Source organism: Mesorhizobium sp. WSM4815, from assembly GCF_055811575.1.
Genome location: NZ_JBVVQS010000092.1, coordinates 121114 through 143897 on the forward strand (window position 1 = coordinate 121114; position 22784 = coordinate 143897).

25 protein-coding genes are annotated in these 22784 nt (G+C 64.0%); 7 read left to right on the forward strand and 18 right to left on the reverse strand.

The window, feature by feature from the left end:
• Positions 1–456 precede the first annotated feature (456 nt).
• From AC0L2B_RS14765 to AC0L2B_RS14805, 9 genes are all read right to left on the reverse strand, one after another.
• The gene (locus tag AC0L2B_RS14765) at positions 457–1137 is read right to left on the reverse strand and encodes an isochorismatase family protein (protein WP_473745852.1); all 681 of its coding nucleotides are present in this window, start codon (positions 1135–1137) and stop codon (positions 457–459) included.
• 85 nt (positions 1138–1222) lie between these two features.
• A complete protein-coding gene (locus AC0L2B_RS14770) occupies positions 1223–2527 on the reverse strand; it encodes a M24 family metallopeptidase (RefSeq protein WP_473745853.1) in 1305 nt (434 codons plus the stop codon).
• Positions 2528–2828: 301 nt separating this feature from the next.
• Entirely contained in the window at positions 2829–3806 is a 978-nt protein-coding gene (locus tag AC0L2B_RS14775; protein WP_473745854.1) for a GlxA family transcriptional regulator, read from the reverse strand.
• 184 nt (positions 3807–3990) lie between these two features.
• Positions 3991–5169, reverse strand: a complete 1179-nt coding sequence (locus AC0L2B_RS14780; RefSeq protein WP_473521515.1) for a cystathionine gamma-synthase — start codon at positions 5167–5169, stop codon at positions 3991–3993.
• Positions 5166–6593 carry a pyridoxal-phosphate dependent enzyme gene (locus tag AC0L2B_RS14785; protein WP_473745855.1) on the reverse strand — a complete coding sequence of 476 codons (1428 nt, stop codon included), beginning with the start codon at positions 6591–6593 and terminating at the stop codon, positions 5166–5168. The genes AC0L2B_RS14780 and AC0L2B_RS14785 overlap by 4 nt, the downstream gene beginning before the upstream one ends.
• 191 nt (positions 6594–6784) lie before the next feature.
• Positions 6785–8134, reverse strand: coding sequence for an FAD/NAD(P)-binding protein (locus AC0L2B_RS14790; protein WP_473745856.1), 1350 nt, complete (start codon positions 8132–8134; stop codon positions 6785–6787).
• Positions 8135–8171: 37 nt separating this feature from the next.
• Positions 8172–8624, reverse strand: coding sequence for an RrF2 family transcriptional regulator (locus AC0L2B_RS14795; protein WP_023802671.1), 453 nt, complete (start codon positions 8622–8624; stop codon positions 8172–8174).
• A gap of 153 nt (positions 8625–8777) precedes the next feature.
• Positions 8778–8978: a hypothetical protein gene (locus AC0L2B_RS14800; protein WP_473745858.1), complete on the reverse strand. Its 201-nt coding sequence runs from the start codon at positions 8976–8978 to the stop codon at positions 8778–8780.
• Between the two features lie 105 nt (positions 8979–9083).
• On the reverse strand, positions 9084–9269 hold the full coding sequence (locus AC0L2B_RS14805; protein ID WP_473745859.1) for a hypothetical protein: 186 nt from the start codon (positions 9267–9269) through the stop codon (positions 9084–9086).
• A 306-nt stretch (positions 9270–9575) separates the two neighbouring features.
• On the opposite strand from AC0L2B_RS14805, the gene AC0L2B_RS14810 reads away from it, so the two are divergent.
• The 3 genes from AC0L2B_RS14810 (at position 9576) to AC0L2B_RS14820 (ending at position 12257) form a co-directional block, all read left to right on the forward strand.
• Positions 9576–9935 (forward strand): septal ring lytic transglycosylase RlpA family protein, encoded by a 360-nt coding sequence (locus AC0L2B_RS14810; protein WP_023802673.1) that lies wholly within the window; start codon positions 9576–9578, stop codon positions 9933–9935.
• A gap of 265 nt (positions 9936–10200) precedes the next feature.
• The gene (locus tag AC0L2B_RS14815; RefSeq protein WP_473745860.1) at positions 10201–11478 is read left to right on the forward strand and encodes a polyhydroxyalkanoate depolymerase; all 1278 of its coding nucleotides are present in this window, start codon (positions 10201–10203) and stop codon (positions 11476–11478) included.
• A 161-nt stretch (positions 11479–11639) separates the two neighbouring features.
• Entirely contained in the window at positions 11640–12257 is a 618-nt protein-coding gene (locus tag AC0L2B_RS14820) for a transglutaminase-like cysteine peptidase (RefSeq protein WP_091592049.1), read from the forward strand.
• Positions 12258–12524: 267 nt separating this feature from the next.
• Here the strand turns inward: AC0L2B_RS14820 and AC0L2B_RS14825 are convergent, their stop codons facing one another.
• Genes AC0L2B_RS14825 through AC0L2B_RS14840 form a run of 4 tightly spaced genes read right to left on the reverse strand, consistent with a single transcriptional unit; the run spans position 12525 to position 15322 of the window.
• Positions 12525–12890 carry a helix-turn-helix domain-containing protein gene (locus AC0L2B_RS14825; protein WP_023802676.1) on the reverse strand — a complete coding sequence of 122 codons (366 nt, stop codon included), beginning with the start codon at positions 12888–12890 and terminating at the stop codon, positions 12525–12527.
• Positions 12891–12932: 42 nt separating this feature from the next.
• Positions 12933–13463 (reverse strand): Smr/MutS family protein, encoded by a 531-nt coding sequence (locus tag AC0L2B_RS14830; protein ID WP_473745861.1) that lies wholly within the window; start codon positions 13461–13463, stop codon positions 12933–12935.
• Positions 13460–14596 carry a murein transglycosylase A gene (gene mltA / locus AC0L2B_RS14835; protein WP_473745862.1) on the reverse strand — a complete coding sequence of 379 codons (1137 nt, stop codon included), beginning with the start codon at positions 14594–14596 and terminating at the stop codon, positions 13460–13462. The genes AC0L2B_RS14830 and mltA overlap by 4 nt, the downstream gene beginning before the upstream one ends.
• Positions 14597–14620: 24 nt before the next feature.
• Entirely contained in the window at positions 14621–15322 is a 702-nt protein-coding gene (locus AC0L2B_RS14840) for a Tim44/TimA family putative adaptor protein (RefSeq protein WP_473511822.1), read from the reverse strand.
• Between the two features lie 199 nt (positions 15323–15521).
• On the opposite strand from AC0L2B_RS14840, the gene AC0L2B_RS14845 reads away from it, so the two are divergent.
• Together AC0L2B_RS14845 and secB are read left to right on the forward strand one after the other, a co-directional pair.
• Positions 15522–16016, forward strand: a complete 495-nt coding sequence (locus AC0L2B_RS14845; protein ID WP_473745863.1) for an FxsA family protein — start codon at positions 15522–15524, stop codon at positions 16014–16016.
• 162 nt (positions 16017–16178) lie between these two features.
• On the forward strand, positions 16179–16679 hold the full coding sequence (gene secB / locus AC0L2B_RS14850) for a protein-export chaperone SecB (RefSeq protein WP_023802681.1): 501 nt from the start codon (positions 16179–16181) through the stop codon (positions 16677–16679).
• A gap of 90 nt (positions 16680–16769) precedes the next feature.
• On the opposite strand, the gene dnaQ is transcribed toward secB, so the two are convergent.
• From dnaQ to AC0L2B_RS14875, 5 genes are all read right to left on the reverse strand, one after another.
• Positions 16770–17489, reverse strand: a complete 720-nt coding sequence (gene dnaQ, locus AC0L2B_RS14855; protein ID WP_473745865.1) for a DNA polymerase III subunit epsilon — start codon at positions 17487–17489, stop codon at positions 16770–16772.
• An 86-nt stretch (positions 17490–17575) separates the two neighbouring features.
• Positions 17576–18178 (reverse strand): dephospho-CoA kinase, encoded by a 603-nt coding sequence (gene coaE / locus AC0L2B_RS14860; protein WP_473745866.1) that lies wholly within the window; start codon positions 18176–18178, stop codon positions 17576–17578.
• A 6-nt stretch (positions 18179–18184) separates the two neighbouring features.
• Positions 18185–19027, reverse strand: a complete 843-nt coding sequence (locus AC0L2B_RS14865) for a shikimate dehydrogenase (RefSeq protein ID WP_473745867.1) — start codon at positions 19025–19027, stop codon at positions 18185–18187.
• Positions 19020–19619, reverse strand: a complete 600-nt coding sequence (locus AC0L2B_RS14870) for a Maf-like protein (protein WP_473745868.1) — start codon at positions 19617–19619, stop codon at positions 19020–19022. The genes AC0L2B_RS14865 and AC0L2B_RS14870 overlap by 8 nt, the downstream gene beginning before the upstream one ends.
• A 196-nt stretch (positions 19620–19815) precedes the next feature.
• Positions 19816–20637: a pyruvate, water dikinase regulatory protein gene (locus tag AC0L2B_RS14875; protein ID WP_023802686.1), complete on the reverse strand. Its 822-nt coding sequence runs from the start codon at positions 20635–20637 to the stop codon at positions 19816–19818.
• A gap of 403 nt (positions 20638–21040) precedes the next feature.
• Here AC0L2B_RS14875 and hemE point away from each other — a divergent pair, with 403 nt between their 5' ends.
• Both hemE and hemJ read left to right on the forward strand, forming a co-directional pair.
• The gene (gene hemE, locus AC0L2B_RS14880; protein WP_473745869.1) at positions 21041–22069 is read left to right on the forward strand and encodes a uroporphyrinogen decarboxylase; all 1029 of its coding nucleotides are present in this window, start codon (positions 21041–21043) and stop codon (positions 22067–22069) included.
• Positions 22066–22617 (forward strand): protoporphyrinogen oxidase HemJ, encoded by a 552-nt coding sequence (hemJ, locus tag AC0L2B_RS14885; RefSeq protein ID WP_287065686.1) that lies wholly within the window; start codon positions 22066–22068, stop codon positions 22615–22617. The genes hemE and hemJ overlap by 4 nt, the downstream gene beginning before the upstream one ends.
• Positions 22618–22784 lie beyond the last annotated feature (167 nt).

Below are 22784 nucleotides of genomic sequence, written 5' to 3' on the forward strand. Positions count from 1 at the left end.
AAAACCCCGGGGGGCGGGGGGCGGCGCGGGGTTTCCCTGGTCTTTTGGTGACCAAAAAAATATCCCCCTCAAACCCCCCGGGCGCGCCCGGGCCCCGGGGGGGGGGGGGGGGGTTGGGGGGGGGGGGGCCCCCTTGGCCATAGGCGATGATAGTGCGGGATTCAGCGGGGAAGTGTTCGAATTTCCGCAGGCGTTGTGCGCTGTTCCGCAGAAGCTTGCGCTACTGCGGCGCAGAACCTTTCGAGACGCCGGCGGGACAGCGCCCCCCTCTGCCCTACCGGGCATCTCCCCCACTTGGGGGGAGATCGGCTGTCGTCCCGGCTTTCGCCAATTTCCAACATCGCAGCAGGAGCGCAGCGCCGAAACTGCCAATCTCCCCCCTCGTGGGGGAGATGCCAAGTTTTGGCAGGGAGGGCAGGACAGAGGGGGGGCCAAGGATCGCCAGCCTTCCTGGTTTCAGAGTTCGTCGTAGAGCCGGGCGGCGTTTTCATAGGTGAAGCGCAAAGGCACCGAGCCCACGACCTGCCACGCATCGACCGTCTCGCCTGCCATCAATCGGCAGGCGCCCTCGGTTGTGGTGACGGCGCCGCCATAGAGCCGGTTGGCAAGGTTGAGGATGGCGGTCTGGTGCATCGCCGTGCTGCCGCTGCCGCAGGCATCGTTGACCAGCAGCACGCGAAAGCCCGATGATACCGCATCCCTGACGGTGGCGTCGATGCAGGCCTCGGTCCACACGCCGGCAACGACCAGCCACTCGATGCCTTTGGCCCTGAGCCGGCCCGCGGCAGGGCCCGAACCGAAGGCGCTGGCCTCGGTCTTGACCAGCATCATCTCGCCGTCGACCGGCGCCACTTCCGGACAGATCGCCGTCAGCGGATCGTCCTTGTCGGAGAATGCCGACCTGCCATTGGCATCGACCGGATGGAACCGCCGCGCCTCCCTGGTGAGATCGACGATATAGGCCGAATGGTAGAGCAGCACATCGTTGGCCCGTGCCGCCGCCTGCAGGCGCTGGACGTTGGCGAGGATGTCGGCAAAACCCTCGACCAGATAGCGCTTGTCCTGCCGGTGCTCCTCCTGGAGGTCGACGAACACCGCGGCCACCGTGCCGCGTCTGATCGAGACCGGGCCCTTCATGAGGACACCTGAACGAAAGCATGAGCGCTGCGGTTAGTCCCGACGATTTGCGATACCGCACCTCGATTGGTGGTGGATGCTGGGATCACACTTCTTTCTCCAGAAAGTCGTCCTCATAGGGAAAGCGCGACAGAAGCTCGGTGCCGGTTTCGGTGACCAGGATCTCGTCCTCGAGCTTGACGCCCTCGCGTCCGCCTTTCTCGCCGATATAGCTCTCGACGCTGACCACCATGCCGGGCACGACAAAACCGTCGCGGCCATAAGTCTCGTAGTCCATGGCGTGCGCGATGAACGGCGTCTCGCCATGCATGCCGACGCCGTGCATGACAGACGTGTAGCGCTGGTCGACGAAGCGGTCCGGGATCTTCCAGGCCTTTTCGGCAATTTCGCGAAACGCCATGCCCGGCCTGACGATCGAGATGTTGTGCTGAACCTGGTCGTGGGCCATGCGGTAGAGCGATTTCTGATAATCCGTCGGCTTGCCCGGCCCGCAGCGGAAGGTGCGCGAGAAGTCCGAATAATAGCCGTAGCAGCCGATCGTATCGGTATCCAGCGCCAAAAGTTCGCCCGGCCTGATCTTGCGGCCGCTGGCTTCGTTGAACCACGGGTTGGTACGCTGGCCCGAGGTCAAGAGCCGGGTTTCGATGAACTCACCGCCCTGGCGGATCACCTCGTGATACATGATGGCGAACAGGTCGTTCTCGGACACGCCGGGCTTGATCGCCTCGCGCACCGCATAGACGGCCGCCTCGGCGCCGGCCATCGATACCTGCAGGCATTTTACCTCTTCGGGCGTCTTGACCGCCCGCACGGCGAGGATCTCGGCCTGGCAATCCCGGACCTCGCAGCCGCGCTTTTCCAGCGCCAGCGCCTGCAGATGGCCGCAGCGGTCGAGGCCGAGCTTCATCGAGCCGCCGCCATGCACCTTCAGCAGCTCAGTGATCTCGTCGGCGAACGGGCCGGCGGTCTCGTCGTCGCGGCCCGACACCGAAGACCACACCAGCCTGGACGGCCGCGCCTCGTCGATCGTGTCGAGCACCATCGAGACATGATAGCTCTGCGGATATTCGAACAGCACGATCGGCCCTTCGGTCGGGATGAAGAAGTAGCGCGTCGAGTTGCGCAGAAAGTAGCCGAACATGTTGCGCGAGCCGGTGGCGTAGCGCTGGTTGTAGGGGTCGAACAGCACGACGCCGCCATAGCCGGCCTCGCGCATCCAGGCACGCAGCTTCGCCAGCCGGCCTTTGCGCAGCGCGTCCGCATCGATGAAGGACGGCTCGGTGTCGGACAGCCACATGCCGCCGGCCGGATCGGCCGCCGCCGGGTGGCGCATACGGTCCTTGAAGTCGACGTCCTCAGTGCTGTCGGGGTCGAAAACGACGATGCTCACGGGTGCCTCCTGGAAGAAGCCCTGAACATAGCGGTGCGCCGCGATGAGCTTGTGCGGGATACCGCAGATGTTGTGCGAAATACCGCTTGAAGTCGTTCCGCGGCGCTCTACGGCGCCCCCCTCTGTCCTGCCGGACATCTCCCCCTCAAGGGGGGAGATCGGCCGTCATCACCGCTTTCGAGAATTTCTACCGTCGCAGGAAGAGCGGAGCATCGAAGCTGCCAATCTCCCCCCTTGAGGGGGAGATGGCCGGCAGGCCAGAGGGGGGCGGGCGGGAACGCGGCGCGGCCTGGTTAGCGCCCTAATGCCGCCGCATCACCTTCGGCGCATGCCCATGCTCTTCCCGGAACGCCCGCGCAAAGCTCGACATCGAAGCAAAACCGCAGGCCAGTGCCACGTCGCGCACCATCAGTGTCGAATGCGCCAAAAGGTCGGCGGCGCGCTTCAGCCGCAGGCGGCGGTAATAGCCGTTGGGCGAGACGCTGAGCTCGGAGCGAAAGTTGCGTTCGAGCTTGTCGGAGGAGACGCCGAGCTTTTCCGCCAGCGCCGCCATGCCGAGCCGCTCCTCCACCGCATCCTCCATGATGGCGATGGCCGCCAGCACCAGCTCGTTCTGGACGCCGGTGCGCAGCCGCAGCGGCATCAGCTTGCGGTCGACGCTGGAGCGCAGCGGGCTGTGCACGAACCATTCGGCGACGCCGGCCGCGAGTTCGGCGCCATAATCTGATGTGATGATCTCCAGCATCATGTCGAGACTGCCGACGCCGCCGGCCGAGGTGAAGCGCTGGCGGTCGATGACATAGAGATCGCGCCTCAGCTCAATGTCCGCAAACGCCTCGGTGAACGCCGCCTGGCTGGTCCAGTGCAAGGTGCAGGCATGGCCGTCGAGCAGGCCGGCCCGCGCCAGGAAGAAGGCAGCATCCGCCACCGCGCCGATATGGGCGCCGCCGCGCAGGCTCCTGCGGATCCAGCTCACCGCGTCCTCGGCCACGAGATGATCGGCATCGCCGCCCGAGCAGACGACGATGCGGTCGACCTTCGGCGCATCACCGCCAAAAAAGCCGGGCTGGATGACGACCCCGTTCGAGGCCGCGACCGGGCCCTCAGCGGCGCCGACGATGATCCAGCGGTAGCAGTCCCGCTTGGCCAGGACGTTGGCCGCACGCAGCGGCTCGATCACCGAACTGAACGCCATCATCGGAAAGCCGGGGAAGACCAGGACCGCGAAGGTGAGCGGGACCTCGGTGGCTATCGGCTGGTGGCGCTCGCGAATGGTCATGGCTTCAACCGGCCTGTCGGCAATTGCAGGAAGTTACAATTTCTCCAGATGCAGCGGAGGTCAACGGCTATCATACAGGTCCCAGAACAACCGCTTCAGGTTTGCGCTGCCGGCATCGGTGATTGATCGCCTCAACATCGGTTGAACGGTTTTCGATTGCAGAAGCGAGTGCCCCAAGCTCCCCTCACCCCAGCGCCTGATCCAAATCCGCAATCAGATCATCGCCATCCTCGATCCCGGCCGACAGCCGCACCAGCGAATCGGAAATCCCGATCTCGGCCCGCTTCCCGGCCGGGATCGAGCCATGTGTCATCAGCGCCGGGTGCTCGATCAGGCTTTCGACGCCGCCGAGGCTTTCGGCCAGCGTGAACAGTTGCGTGTGCTCGAGGAAGCGTTTGGTGCCGGCGAGGTCGCGGTCGAGCTCGACCGTGATCATGCCGCCGAAGGCGTGCATCTGCCGCCTGGCGATGGCGTGCTGCGGGTGGCTGGGGAGACCGGGATAGATGACGCGGCGGATGTCGGGACGGCTTTCCAGCCAGTGCGCGATCTTCTGGCCGTTCGACGAATGGCGCTCCATCCTCAGCGCCAGCGTCTTGAGGCCGCGCAGCGCCAGAAAACTGTCGAACGGACCGGAAATGGCGCCGATGGCGTTCTGCAGGAATTTCAGCCGGTCGGCGAGATCCTTGTTGTCGCCGACCACGGCGACGCCGCCGACCATGTCGGAATGGCCGTTGAGGTATTTCGTCGTCGAATGCACCGATATGTCGATGCCGAGCTCCAGCGGCCGCTGCAGATAGGGGCTGCAAAAAGTGTTGTCGGCGACCGACAGCACGCCTTTGCGCCTGGCCAGGGCTGCGACCGCTTCGAGATCGACGACGCGCAGCAGCGGATTGGTCGGCGTCTCGACCCAGAGCAACCTGGTTTCCGGGCGGATCGCCGCTTCGACCGCGGCTAGATCGGTGAAGTCGACGAAGTCGACCTGGAGATTGGCCGAGCGCTTGCGCACCCGCTCCAGCAGCCGGAACGTGCCGCCATAGATATCGTCGGTGGCGACGACATGGGCGCCGGAATCGAGCAGTTCGAAGATGGTGGCGATCGCCGCCAGCCCCGAGGCGAAAGCGAAGGCGGCTGCGCCGCTTTCGAGATCGGCCACCGCGCGCTCGAAGGCAAAGCGGGTCGGGTTCTGGCTGCGGGCATATTCAAAACCCTTGTGCACGCCCGGGCTCTGCTGGCCATAGGTCGAGGTCGCATAGATCGGCACCATCACCGCGCCGGTCGTCGGGTCGTGGCTCTGGCCGCCATGGATGGTGCGCGTCGAGAAGGCCAGGCGGTTGCTGCCCGATACGGTGGCTTTGATGGTCATCTTGCGCGGCGCCTCAGATGGTTGATCAGGTCGATGCGGGTAATCAGGCCGATGAATTCGTCGCCGTCGAAGACGATGGCGACCTCGTTGCGGTCGAACACCGGCAGCAGCGCGTCCAGCGTCTGGCTGGCCTGCAGCGTGTGCAGATTGGAAGTCATCGCCGTGCGCACCGGGGCCTTGAAACGGTCCCAGCGGCTGTCATAGGGACCTTCGACGTGGGCGAGGATATCGCTTTCGTCGACGATGCCGACCAGCTTGCCATCGTCCAGCACCGGCAGCTGCGAGACGTCCGAACGGCGCATGCGGCCATAGGCGTTGAGCAGGCTTTCGTCCGGGCCGACAGACACGATGTCGCCGGTGCGGTGCGTGCGCATCACCAGGTCGCGCAAATCGCCATGCTGCTCGTGCTCGGCGAGGCCCTGCTCGATCAGCCAGAAATCGTCGAACACTTTCGACAGATATTTGTTGCCGCTGTCGCAGACGAAGGTGACGACCCGCTTCGGCACGGTCTGCTCGCGGCAATAGCGCAGCGCTGTCGAAAGCAGCGTGCCGGAGGACGAGCCGGCGAGGATGCCCTCCTTGGAGAGCAGGTCGCGCACCGCCAGCATGCTCTGCTTGTCGGGGATCGAGTAGGCCTTCTTGACCAGCGACAGATCGGCATTGGGCGGGACGAAATCCTCGCCGATGCCCTCCACAGTCCAGCTGCCGGCCTCTTGCATCTTGCCGGTCTTGATCAGGGGCGCCAGCACCGAACCGACCGGATCGGCGAGGATCATCTCGGTCTTCGGCGAGGTTTTTGCGAAATAGCGGCCAAGCCCGGTCAGCGTGCCGCCGGAGCCGACGCCGACGACCACTGCATCGACGTCGCCGCCGAGCTGCGAATAGATCTCCGGACCGGTCGTGGTTTCATGGGCGTCCGGATTGGCCGGATTGGCGAACTGGTTGGCATAGAAGGCGCCGGGCAGTTCGGCGGCGATCCTTTCGGCCATGTCCTGATAATATTCGGCGTGGCCCTTGCCGACATCGGAACGGGTCATGCGCACTTCTGCGCCGAGCGCCCGCAAATGCTGGATCTTCTCGCGCGACATCTTGTCGGGCACGACCAGGACGATGCGATAGCCCTTGGGGATGCCGACCTGGGCGAGGCCAAGGCCGGTGTTGCCGGCGGTCGCCTCGACAATGGTGCCGCCGCGCCTCAGCTTGCCCTGTTTTTCGGCGTCGGCGATCATCGACAGCGCAATGCGGTCCTTGATCGAGCCGCCGGGATTCTGGCTTTCGAGCTTGATGAACAGCCGGCACTTGCCGATGTCGAATTTGGTCAGCTCGACAACCGGCGTCTGTCCGATCAGGTCGAGAACCGATGCATAGGGCGGACGCAGGCGGGGCATTTCCCTGTCCGGGAGGGCGATCTTGTGCACGCTCATGCTGATGCTCCATGGTCAAGCGACCGCCTTGGGCAGGCTGTCAGCCTATCTTCTTTTCCAGCCGTTTGCAGTCTGAAAGAAGATAGATCGTGCCAATCCATTGGCCAGACGGGGAATGGGATTCCGGTGGGGCCGCTCCGTCACGCCAATCACGATAAGGTCGCGGGACAGCACCGCCGTAGGCGCCGACCTCACCCCAGCAACCGCTTCCCCAGCCTTGCACATTGCACGCGAATATCCGGTATGGCGTCGATCTCGAAGAAGGTGCCGCGGGTCAGTGGTCCGACCGCCAGGATCTTGGCCAAGACGGTGCCGTCGCTGGCGATGACCTCGCAATTGTCCGATACGTCGAGGCCAAGGCGCAGCGGATCCGGCCGGGCCAGCCCGCGGTCGACCAGCGACCGCACCACGCTGTTCGACGTTGTCGAGATGTCCCTGGCGATGCCGGTGCAATCGTAGATGCGGGCGACGTCGAACGTCTCGATGTTTTGCGTGTGGCGCGACTGGACCTGCACGCTGAATTCGTCGCCCGCCGTGATGCCGACGACGCGCCCGGCGACAAGCCGGATGCGGCCCGACTGCACCGCCTCGGTGACACGGCCATGGACTTCCGGCGCCATGCGATGGCGGTGGATGTCCCACCACGCCTTGGTGTGCTCGACGAAGCGGCGCTTGGCCGAAGACGGCCAGTTCTGCCAGATCTTCTGGTTGAACGGCCTGAGACCGTCGACGACGTCGCGCCAGTCGATGCCGGCCTTCTGGTTTTCCCGGATCAGGTCGCGAAACCAGCCGACGAAATAGGAGAGCTGGGTGCCGAGCGGAATGTCGGCGACGTCGAGCTTGATCGGATTGCCCTTGCGATGCGGCGAAGGCAGCAGGCCGCGCCGCGACACCGCAATAATCTCGCCGCGATGGCCGCGTTGTTCGAGCGACAGGAAGGCATCGACCATGCTCAACCCCGTGCCCAGCACCAGGACCCGGGCTTCCCCGTCGAGCACGGTGTCGGCCTCCGATCCCATCCTGATCGCATGGCCGTGGCCGGCACCCGGCTCCTCGTCATGTCCGGTCGCCAGCACGGCAAGGTGGGCGACGACGCTGGTGCCGTTGGCCAGCGCCACCTCGACCCCAGACCCGGTCGGCGAGATCGACAGGCTCTCCTCGCGGATCAGGCGAAGACGCCCCGTCTCGCGGGCCTCGAGCTCGTCCAGCAGTTCCTTCAGATAGCGGGCGTAGACGCTGCGCGGTGCGTAGACCGGCGCCTGCTCTGGCGTTGCCAGGCCGCGCTCAAGCAGCCAGCGCCAGAAATTGCCGGGGTCGTCGGCATGGGCGCTCATGCCGGCCGCGCTGACATTCAGCACATGCGCCGACAGCAGCGTGGAATAGGCGATGCCCTGGCCGAAATGCGGGCGCTTTTCGATCAGCGTGACACGCAGATCGGGATTGGGCGACTTCAACAGATGCGCGGCAAGGACGACGCCGCTGGCGCCGCCGCCGACGATAATGATCGAACTTGGGACAATCGAATTTGCGCGGCCGGTCATGCGCGCACCAATTGCCTGAGGAGCCGTCCGTTCCGGCTCAGGCCTGGATTTTCAACGCAGCCGAAAGGTCGTCGTCGCCGGCGATATCGCGCATCTCGGCGAGGCTGCGCTGATCCAGCACCTCGGCGATCGCTTGCCGGACCTCCAGCATCAGATGTCGGACTTGGCATGTCGCCTCGTTGCAGTCTTCACAGCGCTGATACCGGGTGCGGCTGGCGCAGGGAATTGGGGCAAGCGGCCCGTCGAGCACGCGCACGACGTGGCCGATCTTGATTTCATCCGCCGGCCGCGCCAGGCGGTAACCGCCTTCCTTGCCCTTGCGGCTCTGGACAAAACCGGCATTGCGCAGTTCGCCGAGGATGGCGTCGAGAAATTTCTTCGGGATGTTGTTTCCGGCGGCGATATCGCCGACGAAGGCGAGCTGACCAACCGGCAGCCGCGCCAGATGGACGAGCGCCTTGAGGCCGTACTTGCCCTTTTTTGTGAGCATGGACCGAACGTTTCTCTGTCATGCGATGGCGAAGGGCCACCGGTTGCGAAACGCCTGGCGTGCGTCCCCACCGCGTCCGCGTCCAGGCTTTCAAGACACATAAATTCTAGTGACATGATATACAAGACGGGCACCACTGATTTTGCTTGATTTTCAAGCCGCTGCGACTACTTGCCGGACGTTCTTTCCTCCTGAAGCCGCGAGGCACGCCAATGGCGACAGCCGGCGCTCGGCACTCATGCGGGTGATCGCCGCGATATGCACATCGCTCATCGTTCTCCCAATTCCTGTAATGTCGATAAGACTACTATACTTAGCCGCGATACAGGAACCGGTTTTCAAATCGTCGGCCATTCGCAGCATTCATTTGCCGAAGCTGCGCGCAAAACAGGAAATGCGTGTTTGCGGCGGGCCGCGCATTCGCCGGTCGACCGAAACGCCGCCAGGGCCGTACGAGTGTCAGGGGAGCGAACGGTTCGCCCACACCAGCCCGCCCAGGCCAACCAGCGCGGTGACGATGCCGATATAGAGCCATAGCGACTGGCCGGTCATGAAGCTGCCGCCGACGAGGCCGATGCCCTGCAGCGACCACAGCGCACCGATGGCAAGCACAATCAGCGCCAGCAGATTCTTGATCAATCTCATCGTCGGAATTCCTTTCCCCAAGTCGATCGCCAATTCCGCTATGACCGCGATGGCAAGGCGAAAGGAAGCGACCCGATCGCTGTCACATCTACTTGCATAATAAAGCCGGGTCTTGCCGGAAACGCCCCGGTGCTGGTGCGAAGACCACCAGACATACATCGGCGCAATCCCGACATTCCATGACAGACTGTTTCGCGCCGACTCCAAACGTGTACTATTGTCATGGAACCGCCAGACGACTGCCGCATTTGGTGCCACATTCCATCCGTAACGGCCGGGTCTGTCAAACGGAGCCCCTTGCCGCAGATGAAGAAACCCAACCGGACCGCGCTTGTCGCGGCGGCGATAGCGGCTGGCCTGATGGTCGGCGCATCCACCTCCCCTGCCGCCGCACAATGCGGCCGCGCCTCTTGGTACGCGCTGACCTCGAAGACCGCTTCCGGCGAGCGGATGAACCCGTCGGCGCTGACCGCCGCGCACCGCACCTTGCCGTTTGGCACCAGGCTGAAGGTCACCAACCGCAAAAACGGCCGCAGCGTCGTCGTGCGCATCAACGACCGCGGCCCGTTTATCAAGGGTCGGGTGATCGACCTGTCGAAGGGCGCCGCGGGGCGGCTCGGCTTCATCAGCTCAGGCCATGCTGCTGTGTGCACCGACCGCGTGTGAATGGCCGCGCCGCTTTGCGGCCAGGCGGATGAGGGGCAGCGCAAACCTGAAGCGATTGCCCATGCTCTCTCCGGCGCCTTTCGCAGCTGCACAATAAGCCGGCTGCCGCCGTTCAAAACCGATTTTCAACGCCTTAGACAAAAGTATAAGCATAAATCAATTCAATTGACGTATTGCATCGCAGCAGTTTGTTGTTACCCTTTGCGCGAGAGATTCAAGGCTCGGCACTGCTGTCGTCCCTTCGGTCGCAGCAGCGGAGTTCTCGATGTTCTACCAGCTCTACGAATTGAACCACGCCGCCGTGCAGCCGGCCCGCGTCTATGCCGATGCGGTGCGGATGTTCTACACCAATCCGCTCAATCCGTTTGCGCACACGTCCTGGGGCCGCTCGGTCGCGGCGACGGCCGAATTGTTCGAGCGCACGACGCGCCGCTACAGCAAGCCGCAGTTCGGCCTGACCAGGACCGTCGTCGACTGGAAAAGCGTCGCTGTCACCGAAAAGACGGTGTGGTCGCGGCCGTTCTGCAATCTGCTCCGCTTCGAGCGGGCGGTTCCCGCCGGCCGCCGGCCTGATCCGAAGCTGCTGATCGTGGCGCCGATGTCCGGCCACTACGCGACGCTGCTGCGCGGCACGGTCGAGGCGATGCTGCCGCATGCCGACGTTCACATCACCGATTGGGTCGACGCCCGCATGGTGCCGATCAGCGAGGGCAGCTTCGACCTCGACGACTATATCGACTACATCGTCGACATGCTGCATGCGCTGGGCCCCGACACCCATGTCATGGCGGTGTGCCAGCCGTCGGTCCCGGTGCTGGCGGCGGTGGCGCTGATGGAAACGCGGGGCGACCCGTTCGTTCCCTCGACGATGACGCTGATGGGCGGGCCGATCGACACCCGCCGCAATCCGACCGCGGTCAACCTTCTGGCCGAGGAAAAGGGCACCGGCTGGTTCCGCGACAACGTCACCATGCAGGCGCCATGGCCGGTGCCGGGCTTCGGCCGCGAGGTCTATCCCGGCTTCCTGCAGCTTTCGGGCTTCATGAGCATGAATCTCGACCGCCACATCATCGCCCACAAGGACTTCTTCATGCATCTGGTGAAGCATGACGGCGACAGTGCCGAGAAGCACCGCGACTTCTACGACGAATACATGGCGGTGATGGATCTGACAGCGGAGTTCTACCTGCAGACGGTCGACACCGTGTTCGTACGCCATGCTCTGCCCAAGGGCGAAATGATGCATCGCGGCGTCGCCATCGATCCCGCCGATATCCGCAATGTTGCGCTGTTCACGGTCGAGGGCGAGAACGACGACATTTCCGGCCTCGGCCAGACCCAGGCCGCGCACGACCTCTGCATCAACATCCCCGCGGACAGGCACGCCCACTACATGCAGCCGGCGGTCGGCCATTACGGCGTCTTCAACGGCTCGCGCTTCCGCTCCGAAATCGTGCCGCGCATCGTCGACTTCATCACCAGCTATGGCCGCCAGACCCGCGTTGCGGTGAGGCCGAAGCTGGTTCGGACCGCCAAAAAGTAAAGATGTCCCGGATGGCCGCCGCCGTTCAAGTCGACCTGTTGCACAATAGCCGCGCTTTCGGCGGCGCGGGTAACCATATCGCAAAACTGGCCGTTGGTATAATTGACAGGGACTGTAGATCGCCCTTAACGTTTCATTAACAACAAGGGACGAGGGGGACAATGATTTCCTCACCAATGGCGAGAGGGCTGCGCGTGTGCGCCCTGTTAGGGCTGGCACTTGCGACAGGCTGGTCTACGGCGGCTTCGGCGGCCGGGCCAATGGCAACCGGCGGCCCGACATCGCAGCCGATCGGCCATTACGATTTCTGCAAGACCAGTCCGGCCGAATGCTCGATCCACCCGGGCAATCTCGCCCCCGCCACCATGACAGGCGCGCTCTGGCGCAAGATTCTCAGCGTCAACGCCAGGGTCAACAACGCCGTCAAGCCGATAAGCGACATCGATATTTACGGCAAGGACGAGGTCTGGGCCTACCCCGTCAGGGGCGTTGGCGACTGTGAGGACTATGTCCTGGAAAAGCGCCGCGAATTGAACCGCTTGGGCGTGTCCTATGCCAATCTTCTGATGACCGTCGTGCGCAAGCCGGACGGCGAGGGCCATGCCGTGCTGACCGTTCGCACAAGCAAGGGCGACTACGTCCTCGACAATCTCGACGGAAAGGTCCGCTCATGGGACCGGACCGGCTACCGCTTCCTCAAGCGGCAGGCGATCGACAATACCGGTCGCTGGGTGTCGATCCGTGATGGCCAGCCGGTTCTGGTCGGCGCGGTCCAGTAAGGTTTTTGCAAGCGACCACTGGATCGCTGCGTTTCGCGTTACCTGTTCCAGGCGTTTGCGCTGCCCCTCACCTGCCTGCCGGCATCCTCTCCCCGTATAGGGACGGGGAGGGGTGCTGTCATTGACGATTTCGCCAATCGCCGGCGTTGCAGGCCACGTTCGCGATCAGCCTCTTTCTCCCCGTAAACGGGGAGAAATGCCCGGCAGGGCAATGAGGGGCGGCGCCAACATCGACAATTGATCGCCTCCACACGAGTCGGGCAAACCCTACGTCCGCCCCAGCGCGGCGCGGATCGATGCGGTGATGCGGCGAAGCTCCGCCTCGTCTAGTTTTTCGATGTTTTCGGCCAGGACATTGGCAAGCTCGGTGGCGGCGGGGCTGAGGCCCGACGTGTCGAGTTTCACCCGCGGGTGCGAGGTCTCGGCCAGCCGCGCCAGTTCTTCGGCATCGTCCCAGATGACATTGAAATAGCCGATGATCTTCTGGATCAGCGTCCAGGTCGGCGCGCCGCGGCGGCCGTGCTCCAGCGCCGACAGATAGGCGGCGCTGACGCCGATCGCCCTGGCCATGGCCTTTTGGCTGACGCCGCGTTCGCTGCGCAGGGCGCGAAGCTTTTCGCCGAACGGGGTCACAAGTCCATCCTCGTCGGGTGCACCCTCATGCGCGCATCCGCATCAGCGCGTGCGCCGCAGGCGGATATAGAGCGCGCCCGAGCCGCCATGCTTGCGGGCGGCGTGGTCGTGGCTGGAGACCAGCGGTCTGAATGCGGGTGTCGACAGCCAGGCCGGCACGGCGCGCCGCAAGATGCCGTCGCCGCCGGACGAGGAGCCCTTGCCGGTGATCACCAGCACATAGCGGATGCCGCCGGCATGCGCCCGATGCAGGAAGGAGAACAAAAGCGAATAGGCTTCGTCCTGGCTCAGGCCGTGCAGATCGACGCGGCCTTCGATCGGCAGCCGGCCCTTCGACAGTTTTTCCAGCGTCGGCTCGTCGAGCGCATGCGAAACATGCTGCGTCCTGGCTTTCGTGGCCGCAGCAGGAGCCATCGCCTGGTCACGCAGCGTTGGCTTGGTGTCATCAGCGATGTCCGGGCCAATATCCGGGATGTCGACGGCGGCCTTGCCCTTCAGCGGCTTGGCGGTGCGCGCCACCAGGTTCCACAGGACCCGGTCGTCCTCGCTCAGCCTGTCGATGCGCCGGGTCATCGGCCCGCTCCCGGCACAAGCCGACGCGGGATCAGCGCGTAGAAATCGGCGGGGTTGCGGACAACGCCGGCGATCTCGCCGGCCGCATCTCCCGTACCAGTGAACAAATCGCCACGCGCCTGGCCGGTGATCGCCGAGCCGGTGTCCTGCGCGATCATCAGCCGCCGGAACGGCTTGTTGTCGAAAGCGGCCAGCGACGGCCCATCGATGTAGAACGGCGTGCCGAATGTATGCAGCAGACGGTCGACAGCGACGGAGCGGCCCGGCGTCAGCGGCACCTTTGCGGCAGCGATCGGCCCGAGTTCCGGGTCGTCGGCCGCCGCCGCTTCGCTGGCGGAAATCTCGCGGAAAAAAATATAGGAGCGGTTGCGCCACAGGATCTCGTCGATGCGTTGCGGATGCGCCTTGAACCAGGCGCGGACCGACTGCATGGTCACCGCTTCCAGTGGGATTTCGCCTAGCTCACTCAGGATCTTGCCCGGTCCGGTAAAGCGCTGGCCGGATTTGGCGGCATAGGTGACGCGGCAAAGCCGGCCGTCGGTCATGGTGAGCCGCGCAGAACCCTGTACGTGGATGAAGAAGGCATCGACCTTGTCGGCGAGCCAGGCGATTTCCAACCCCTTGCCAGCCAAACCCTTGACGAGCGCGCCGCGCTCGATCTCGCCGCGGTCGAAATACTCGACCGGTCCGTCCGGCGTGGCGCGGCCGAAGGCGAGATAGGGATCCATGCCGACCGGCCGGTTGGCGTCGTCGATGTCGACGAGATCGGCCGGACGTGACAGCAGCGGCACCTTAAATCGTTCGGTTCGCACCGGCGAAGCGTCGACCACCGGTTCATAGAAACCGGTGACGAGGCCGGCGCCGCCGCTTTCCGCCGCTATGTGCGCCGGGATGAAATGCCGCTCGAAGAAGGCGCGGGCTTCGCGCCGGTCGGTTGGCGACACGGTGCGGGCTGCAGCATAGGCCTCGGTGAAGGCATTGAAGTCGACACCGAGCCCGCCGGAGCGATAGGGTTTCGCCAGGACATGAAAAGCCGAGCGCCGGAAAGCGGCGAACGCAGCCAGATGGTCGTCCTTGTCCCAGCCGGGCAGATCGTCAAAGGATTTTTCGCGGAACGCCTGAGAAAGCGACACGACAGACCCCGCCGTGGTCCGGGCTCAGTCTTCTTCTTCGGTGGCGACGAGCTTCCAGTTCGGGTCGCGCGAGCGCGTATCGCGGGCGAAGGTCCAGACGTCCTTGACCTCGGCGACGGTTTCGGGATCGCCGTCGATGACGGCGCCGGCCTTGTCGCGCGTTGCCGAAATCAGTTCGCTGACGATGCGCAGCGTGATATGCGCCTCGCTGCCCTTCATCTCGGCGGAAACGATGTCGGCCTTGTCGATGCCGACGAAGGAGGACTGGATCTTTTCCGACTTCGCCTCGCGGTCGCCGATCGCCGCGACAAAGCCGTCATAGACCTCGCGCGACAACAGGTTCTTCAACGTCTTGCGATCGCCATCGGCATAGGCCATGACGATCATCTCATAGGCCATCTTGGCGCCGTCGACGAAGGTCTTGGGGTCGAATGCCGGATCATTGTCCTTGATCGTGCGCAGGCCCTTGTTGAGATCGGTGTCAGGCTTGGCGAAGGCGTCGATCGCCGCATAGGCGTCGATTGCCGGCTCTCCCGGCGCTCGCTTGCGCGGCAGCGAGACCACATTCTCGGGTTTTTGGGCGTCGTCGCGGGTGCGGCCCGCCGTATAGGGATCGAACGGCGGGCGCTCGCTGCCGGTGCGGCGGCCGAGCACATTGCGCAGCTGGAAAAAGATCACAACCGCCGCAACCAGAAAGAAAATCGTGCCGAAGTCGAAGAATCCCATATCTTCCGCCAATCAATCCCTACTCCGGCCGGACCGCCCGGCCAGGCAATGGCTGCGGTCGCATAGCGTTCAACATCCAAAGCATATAGAACGCAAGCTGCAATCATTCAAATTAAAGGCAGCCATACCTATCTAAAAGGTTCAGTGCCAGCGGCGATTGCCCGCCTGCCGGCAAAACATCGAAACGATCGGTCAAGATTTGCGCATTCCGCTGCTTCCCCTGTTCATCCTCGCGCTTCCGCTGTTGGAGATCGCCGGTTTCGTCGTTGTCGGCCGCCAGGTCGGCGCCCTGGCGACGGTCGGCCTGGTGCTGGCTTCGAGCATCGCCGGCGGGCTGTTGTTGCGATACCAGGGGTTCGGCGTCATGACCCGGGTCCGTGCTGAAATGGACGCCGGACGTGATCCAAGCCGTCAGCTCGCGCATGGCGCCATGATCGTGCTGGCGGCGATCCTGCTCATCATTCCCGGCTTCATCACTGACATTTTAGCCATTCTGCTGTTGCTGCCGCCGGTCCGCGACCTCGCCTGGCGCCGGCTGAAAGGCCGCATCGTGATGGCCACCAGTTTCGGCACCGGCGGATTCCGGGCCCGGCAACGCGACAAGACCATCGACCTCGACGACAGCGACTATTCGCGCGGCGACGAGCACGGCCCGGATCCCAATTCCCCCTGGCGCCGCCTCAAGGACGAGTAGATCGCCTCGAGGACGAGTAGCCCGGCGCAGCTCTCCCTTCTCCCCTTGTGGGAGAAGGGGAAAGCAAAGCGCGCAAACCTTGTCTTGTCATGCCGGCCATGGTAGCGAACGCCCGATTTCAATCCGGTCAGCAACGCTGCCGAGGCAAAAGGACAAAGGCTTATGGCCAGCAAAGACGACGCGCCGACCGGCGCGGCCAGTGGCAACGGCGACGCGACGCAGCCTTCGCTCAACGTGCTTGCCCAATATGTGAAGGACCTTTCCTTCGAAAGCCCCGGCGCGCCGAATTCGCTGCGCGGCCGCGACAAGGCTCCCGGCATCGCCATCAACGTCAATGTCAACGCCAACCCGCTTTCGGACAAGCAGTTCGACGTCAATCTGACGCTGAACGCCAAGGCGTCCTTCGACAAGGAAGTGCTGTTCAACGTCGAGCTGGTCTATGGCGGTGTGTTCGCCATCAGCGGCTTCCCGCAGGAGCACATGCTGCCGCTGCTGTTCATCGAATGCCCGCGGCTGCTGTTCCCGTTCGCCAGGCAGATCATCGCCGAGGCGACGCGCAATGGCGGCTTCCCGCCGCTGATGCTCGATCCGATCGATTTCGCGCAGATGTTCCAGCAGAAGCTGGCCGAGGACCAGGCCGCCAGCAAGGTCAAGGCGAGCTGAGAAGGCTGCAGAGCAGACATTGAAAAACCCGGCGCGAAGCCGGGTTTTTTTCTTTGGGACGCCGGCGGGACAGCGCCCCCGCCAAAATCGCTATGCCGCAGAACTCGCTTCCCGAGCGACGCGCAGCCAGAGCGCCTTTTCGCCTAATGTACTGACCATGCTCGCGTGCGCGGCGCGCTCTGCTTCGGTCAGGCGAGACGGCAGCGCTATCGGCCGCGCGGCGATGCTGATGTCGATGTCGTCGACGTTTCTCCTGCCGCCGGCCGGCGCCGTGGCACTGTCGAGGATGAGCGCCGCCTGCTTGCCGCCGATGAGCTCGATATAGACCTCGGCCAGCAATTCCGAATCGAGCAGCGCGCCGTGCTTGGTGCGGCGGGCATTATCGATGCCGTAGCGCCGGCACAGCGCGTCCAGCGAATTGGGGCCCATCGGATGCTTGCGGCGCGCCAGCGCCAGCGTGTCGACGACAAGTCCGGGGTCAACGACCGGGTGCCCAAGCCGGCCGAATTCGACATTGAGGAAAGCGATGTCGAAAGTCGCATTGTGGGCGACCAGCTTGGCGCCGTCGATGAAGGCAAGGAACTCCTCGGCGATGTCGCTGAAGGTCGGCTTGCCCATCAGGTCGGCGGCGCTGATGCCATGAACGGCCTGTGCCTCGGCATGGATCGGTCGTCCCTGCGGATTGAGGTAGTGGTGGAAGGTGCGGCCGGTCGGGAAACGGTTGACCAGCTCGATGCAGCCAAGCTCGATGACGCGGTCGTCGCGGAAATCGAGGCCGGTGGTTTCCGTATCGAAGATGATCTCGCGCATCGAATCAGTCCGTTGGGTCCGGCGTTAGTCCAGCCGAATCATGATGGGAACAAATTGGCAACATATTACGCCGGGCGCAAGCGCCGTTAAGCAGGCTTGCCGGCTTTATCCCCGACCAGTTTCGCGACGATCGCATTGACCGCCGCGCGCGCCGCATCAAAACCCTGTCCGGTGTCGATGATGAAATCGGCCGCTTCACGCTTTTCGGCGTCGGGAACCTGCCTGGCCAGGATCGACGCCAGTTTCTCCTCGCTCATGCCCGGCCGCGCCAGCACGCGGGCGCGCTGGATGTCGGGCGACGCGGTGACGACCACGACCTTGTCGACACGGTCGCGGCCGCCGGTTTCGAACAGCAGCGGGATGTCGACAACGACAAGCGGCGCGCCGGCGGCCCGGTGTCTGGCCAGGAAAGCGTCGGCGTCGGCGCGGACCAGTGGGTGGATGATCGCTTCCAGCCGTTTCAGTGCAGCTGCATCACCGAGCACCCGCTCGGCCAGCCTCGTGCGATCGACGGAGCCGGATTTCGCCGTTCCGGGAAACGCCGCCTCGACCAGCGGAGCCGCCTTGCCGGCGTAGAGGCGATGCACCGCCTCGTCCGAATCGTGGACAGGCACGCCGGCCTCGGCAAACATCCTGGCCGTCGTCGACTTGCCCATGCCGATCGATCCGGTGAGGCCGAGCACGATCATGTTTTTTTACTCCCTGGCGCCGAGATCGGCGACGATCATCTGCCGCAATTCGGCAGTGACCTCGGGCCTGATGCCGAACCAGCGCTCGAAGCCAGGCACCGCCTGGTGCAGCAGCATGCCGAGCCCGTCGACGGCTTTCAGGCCGCGCGCCTTGGCGGCGGCCAGCAACGGGGTTTCCAGCGGCACATAGACAATGTCGGTGACGATGGCATGGTCCGGCAGCCTGGCCGGATCGGCGGACAGGCCTTCATTGCCGTGCATGCCGAGCGCTGACGTGTTGACCAGCAGGCCGGCATCGGCAAGCAGCTCGCGGGTCGCCGCCGTGCCGTGGGCCGAGACCCCGGCGCCGAAGCGGTGGCGCAGCTCCTCGGCTCGGGCGAGCGTCCGGTTGACGATGCGGATGTCACTGATGCCGCGCTGCTTGAGCGCATGGATGACCGCGCGGGCGGCGCCGCCGGCGCCAAGCACCACCGCTGGGCCGTTTGCGGCCCAGCCCGTCGCATGCTCGTCGAGATTGGCGGAAAAGCCATGGGCGTCGGTGTTGCCGCCGTACAAAATTCCCCCCTCGAGCCACAGCGTGTTGACGGCGCCGATCTGTTCGGCCGCGTCGTCGCGGCGCGCCGCCAGCGCGAAGGCGGCCTCCTTGTGCGGGATGGTGACGTTGCCGCCACGATAGCCATTCGCCTCAAGTGTTTCGACGAATTCGGCAAAAGCCTCCGGCGCAACGTCGATCGCCCGGTAGCTGCCGTCGATGCCGTATTTCGCCAGCCAGTAGGCGTGGATCTTCGGCGACCGCGAATGCGCGACCGGATGACCGGTGACGAAGGCCTTTTTCGCGGCCTCAGCCATCGATGGCTCCGAACTCGCGCAGCTTGGCCAGGACAGGCAGAAGCGGCAGGCCAACAATGGTGAAATAGTCGCCCTCTACTCTTTCGAACAGCTGGATGCCCTCGCCTTCGATCTGGTAGGCGCCGACGCTGGACAGCGCCTTGGCGCCGACCCGCGCCAGATGGCGGCCGATGAAGGCCGGATCGAGCTTTCGCATGGTCAGGCTGGCGACGCCGACATGCCCCCACAGAACTGCGCCGTCGCGGGCCATCACCACGGCGCTGTTGAGTTGATGGGTCCTGCCCGACAGCGCCAGGAGATGGCGGCGGGCGGCTTCCATGTCGGCCGGCTTATGAAACACTTCGTCGCCGAGCGACAGCGTCTGGTCGCAGCCGAGCACCAGGGCGCCGGGCTTTCGTTCGCTGACCTCGGTGGCCTTGGCCTCGGCCAGCACCAGGGCGACGTCCTCTGGCGAGATACCGCTGCCCTGCAAGGGTGCTTCGAGGGCGCGCTCGTCGACTGCCGCCGGAACCGCCTCGACCGGCACGCCGGCATGGACAAGCAACGCCTTGCGGAACGGGCTGCCCGAGGCAAGGATGATTTTTTCGGTCATTTTTATCGCCTGATCTTTCCTTCTCCCCTTGTGGGAGAAGGTGGATTGGCGCGCAGCGCCAAGACGGTTGAGGGGTGTTGGAAGGATCGCCGTCGGTGCCAAGCTGGAACACCCCTCATCCGACCTCGCTTCGCGAGGCCACCTTCTCCCACAAGGGGAGAAGGAAAGGACCGCCCACAGCACAATCGCCCGAAGCCTAGCGCGTCTTTCCGCGCAGGGCAACGATCGCCGCCGCCGTCTCCTCGATCGAGCGGCGGCTGACGTCGATCATCGGCCAGCCGTGCCGGGTGCAGATCTGGCGGGCGTAGGCGAGTTCCTCGCTGATCGCCGCGCGGTCGACATAGTCGGTCGGCTCGTAGGCGCTGGTGTTGCCGAGGATGCGGTTCTGGCGCACCTGCGAGATGCGCTCGGCGGTGGCGATCAGCCCGACGATCAGCGGCTTCGTGGCGTTGACCAGGCTTTCCGGCACCGGCACGCCGATCACGATCGGGATGTTGGCGGTCTTGATGCCGCGATTGGCGAGATAGATGCTGGTCGGCGTCTTCGAGGTGCGCGAAATGCCGACCAGCACAATGTCGGCATCATCCATATTGGCAGGCAGCTGGCCGTCATCATGCTCCATGGTGAAGTTGAGTGCGTCGATGCGGCGGAAATATTCGGCGTCCAGCACATGCTGGGCGCCGACGCGGCGGCCGGCCGGCGTGCCGAGATAGGACTGGAACACGGTCAGCACCGGTTCCAGCACGGAGACGCAAGGCAGGCCCATGGCGGCGCAGCGTTCGTCGATGCCGCGGGCGAGCTTCTGGTCGACGACCGTATAAAGGATGATGCCCGGCTCCTCCTCGATGTCCTCGAACACTTTCGTCACCTGCTTTTCGGTGCGGATGAGCGGGTAGATATGCTCGATGGCGCGCGCATCCTTGTATTGCGCCGAAGCCGCGCGCCCGGCCGCCAGCAGCGTTTCACCGGTGGCATCGGAAATCAGGTGAAGGTGAAAGAAGCTCTGGGGTTTGTTCACAGGGGTACGTTCCAACTTGTGGGCCGATGTGGATAAGGTCGGTCGGAAAGATCGGCCGGTTCGGGGCGACTGTATCAGATGCCGGTTTGTCCACAATTCGATGCGCTGCCGGCTTCGTCGGGCGGCTGGGGACAAGTCCGGGGACGGCCTTTTTTGACTCGGTCTCATCCACAGGGTCATTTTCTCCAGGCGGACGGTAACGCATTGTTCCCAGTCGGGAATTTCCAACTGTCCCCAAACTCCTCCTATCCGGCAAAAGAAGCACGCGACAATATGCTGGCTGGCCTTTTCCGGGGCAAGGCGGGACAGGAGACAACCACCGATACCAACAGACTCTTAGAATCATAAGATTCCTAGAAATAGAATATTTAATTATAGAGAAGCCTGGAGAGGCGAGCGCTGAATGCCTGAAAACCGCATCATGCTGGACGTGTTGAAGGGCAAGGCTCTGTCTCCGCCGCCGCTCTGGATGATGCGTCAGGCCGGCCGCTATCTGCCGGAGTATCGCGAGACACGCAGGCGGGCCGGATCGTTCCTCGACCTTTGCTATAATCCCGATCTTGCCATGGAAGTGACGCTGCAGCCGATCGAACGTTTCGGCTTCGATGCTTCGATCCTGTTTTCCGATATCCTTGTCGTGCCGCATGCGCTGGGCCGCGACGTGCGCTTCGAGGAGGGCCGTGGGCCGCTGTTGACGCCGATCTCGGCGACGGAGATTGCAGCTCTCGACGGCGAAACGTTTCACGTGAATCTCGAACCGGTCTACGAGACGGTCAGGCGATTGCGGGCAAAACTGCCGGATCAAACGACGCTGATCGGCTTCTGCGGCGCGCCGTGGACGGTGGCGACCTATATGATCGCCGGCCACGGCACCTCGGACCAGGCGCCAGCACGGCTGTTTGCCTATCGCGAGCCGGCGGCTTTCCTGCAATTGCTGAAAGTGCTTGCCGATCACTCGGCTGCCTATCTGATCCGACAGATCGAAGCCGGCGCCGATGTGGTGCAGATATTTGACTCGTGGTCCGGCGTGCTCGACGAAGTTTCTTTCGAGGCGTTTTGCGTCAGGCCGGTGGCGGAGATCGTCAGGCAGGTCCGGGCCGTCCATCCCGACATTCCGATCATCGGCTTTCCCAAGGGCGCCTGCGCCCATTACCGCAACTATCGCCAAAAAACCGGCGTGACCGGGCTGGGGCTCGACTGGACCGTGCCGTTGAAGACGGCGAAGGAACTGCAGCGCGACGGCGCTGTGCAGGGCAATCTCGATCCGTTGCGGCTGGTGGCCGGCGGCAAGGCGCTTTCTGACGGTGTCTACGCAATCCTGAAAGCACTGGGCGATGGGCCGCTGGTCTTCAATCTCGGCCACGGCATCACGCCGGAAACGCCGATCGCGCATGTCGAGGCGATGGTGAAACTGGTGCGGGCGCATCGATGACCGACATGAACAACGCCAACAGTGGTGCGGGCAGCAGCGGTGGTGCAGCGATGCGTCGAGCAGCGATCGCCATCGTCATCTTCCTCGTCCTGGCGGCGCTTCTGTTCCTGTTCGGGCCGGATGATTTCTATCCCTGGGCAAAGGCGATCCATGTCATCGCCGTCATCTCCTGGATGGCGGGCATGCTCTATCTGCCGCGGCTGCTGGTTTATCATGCCGATGCGGAAAAAGGCTCCGTCCAGTCGGAGACCTTCAAAGTGATGGAGCGCCGGCTGCTGCGCGGCATCATCAATCCGGCCATGATCATCACCTGGGCGTTCGGCCTCTGGCTGGCCTGGAAAGGCTTTGGATTTCAGGGTGGCTGGCTGCATGCCAAGATCGCCGCGGTGCTCGGGCTCTCGGCGGTTCATGGCTATCTGGCCGGCGCGGTACGCAGATTCGCCGAGGACCGCAACGAAAAGCCGGCTCGGCACTGGCGGATCGTCAATGAGATCCCCACATTGCTGATGATCGTCATCGTCGTGCTGGTCATCGTGAAGCCGTTTTGACGATTTGTGTCTGTTTCGGGCGTTTGCGCTGCCCCTCACCTGCCTGCCGGGTTGAGGGGCGGTGCCGAGATTCGCAATTGATCGCTTCCAAGCGGCTTGCTCTTTCAGTCGACCAACGATAAAAGACGGGTCTTCCTTCCCGTCATGCGCCGCCCCATTCATCGCTT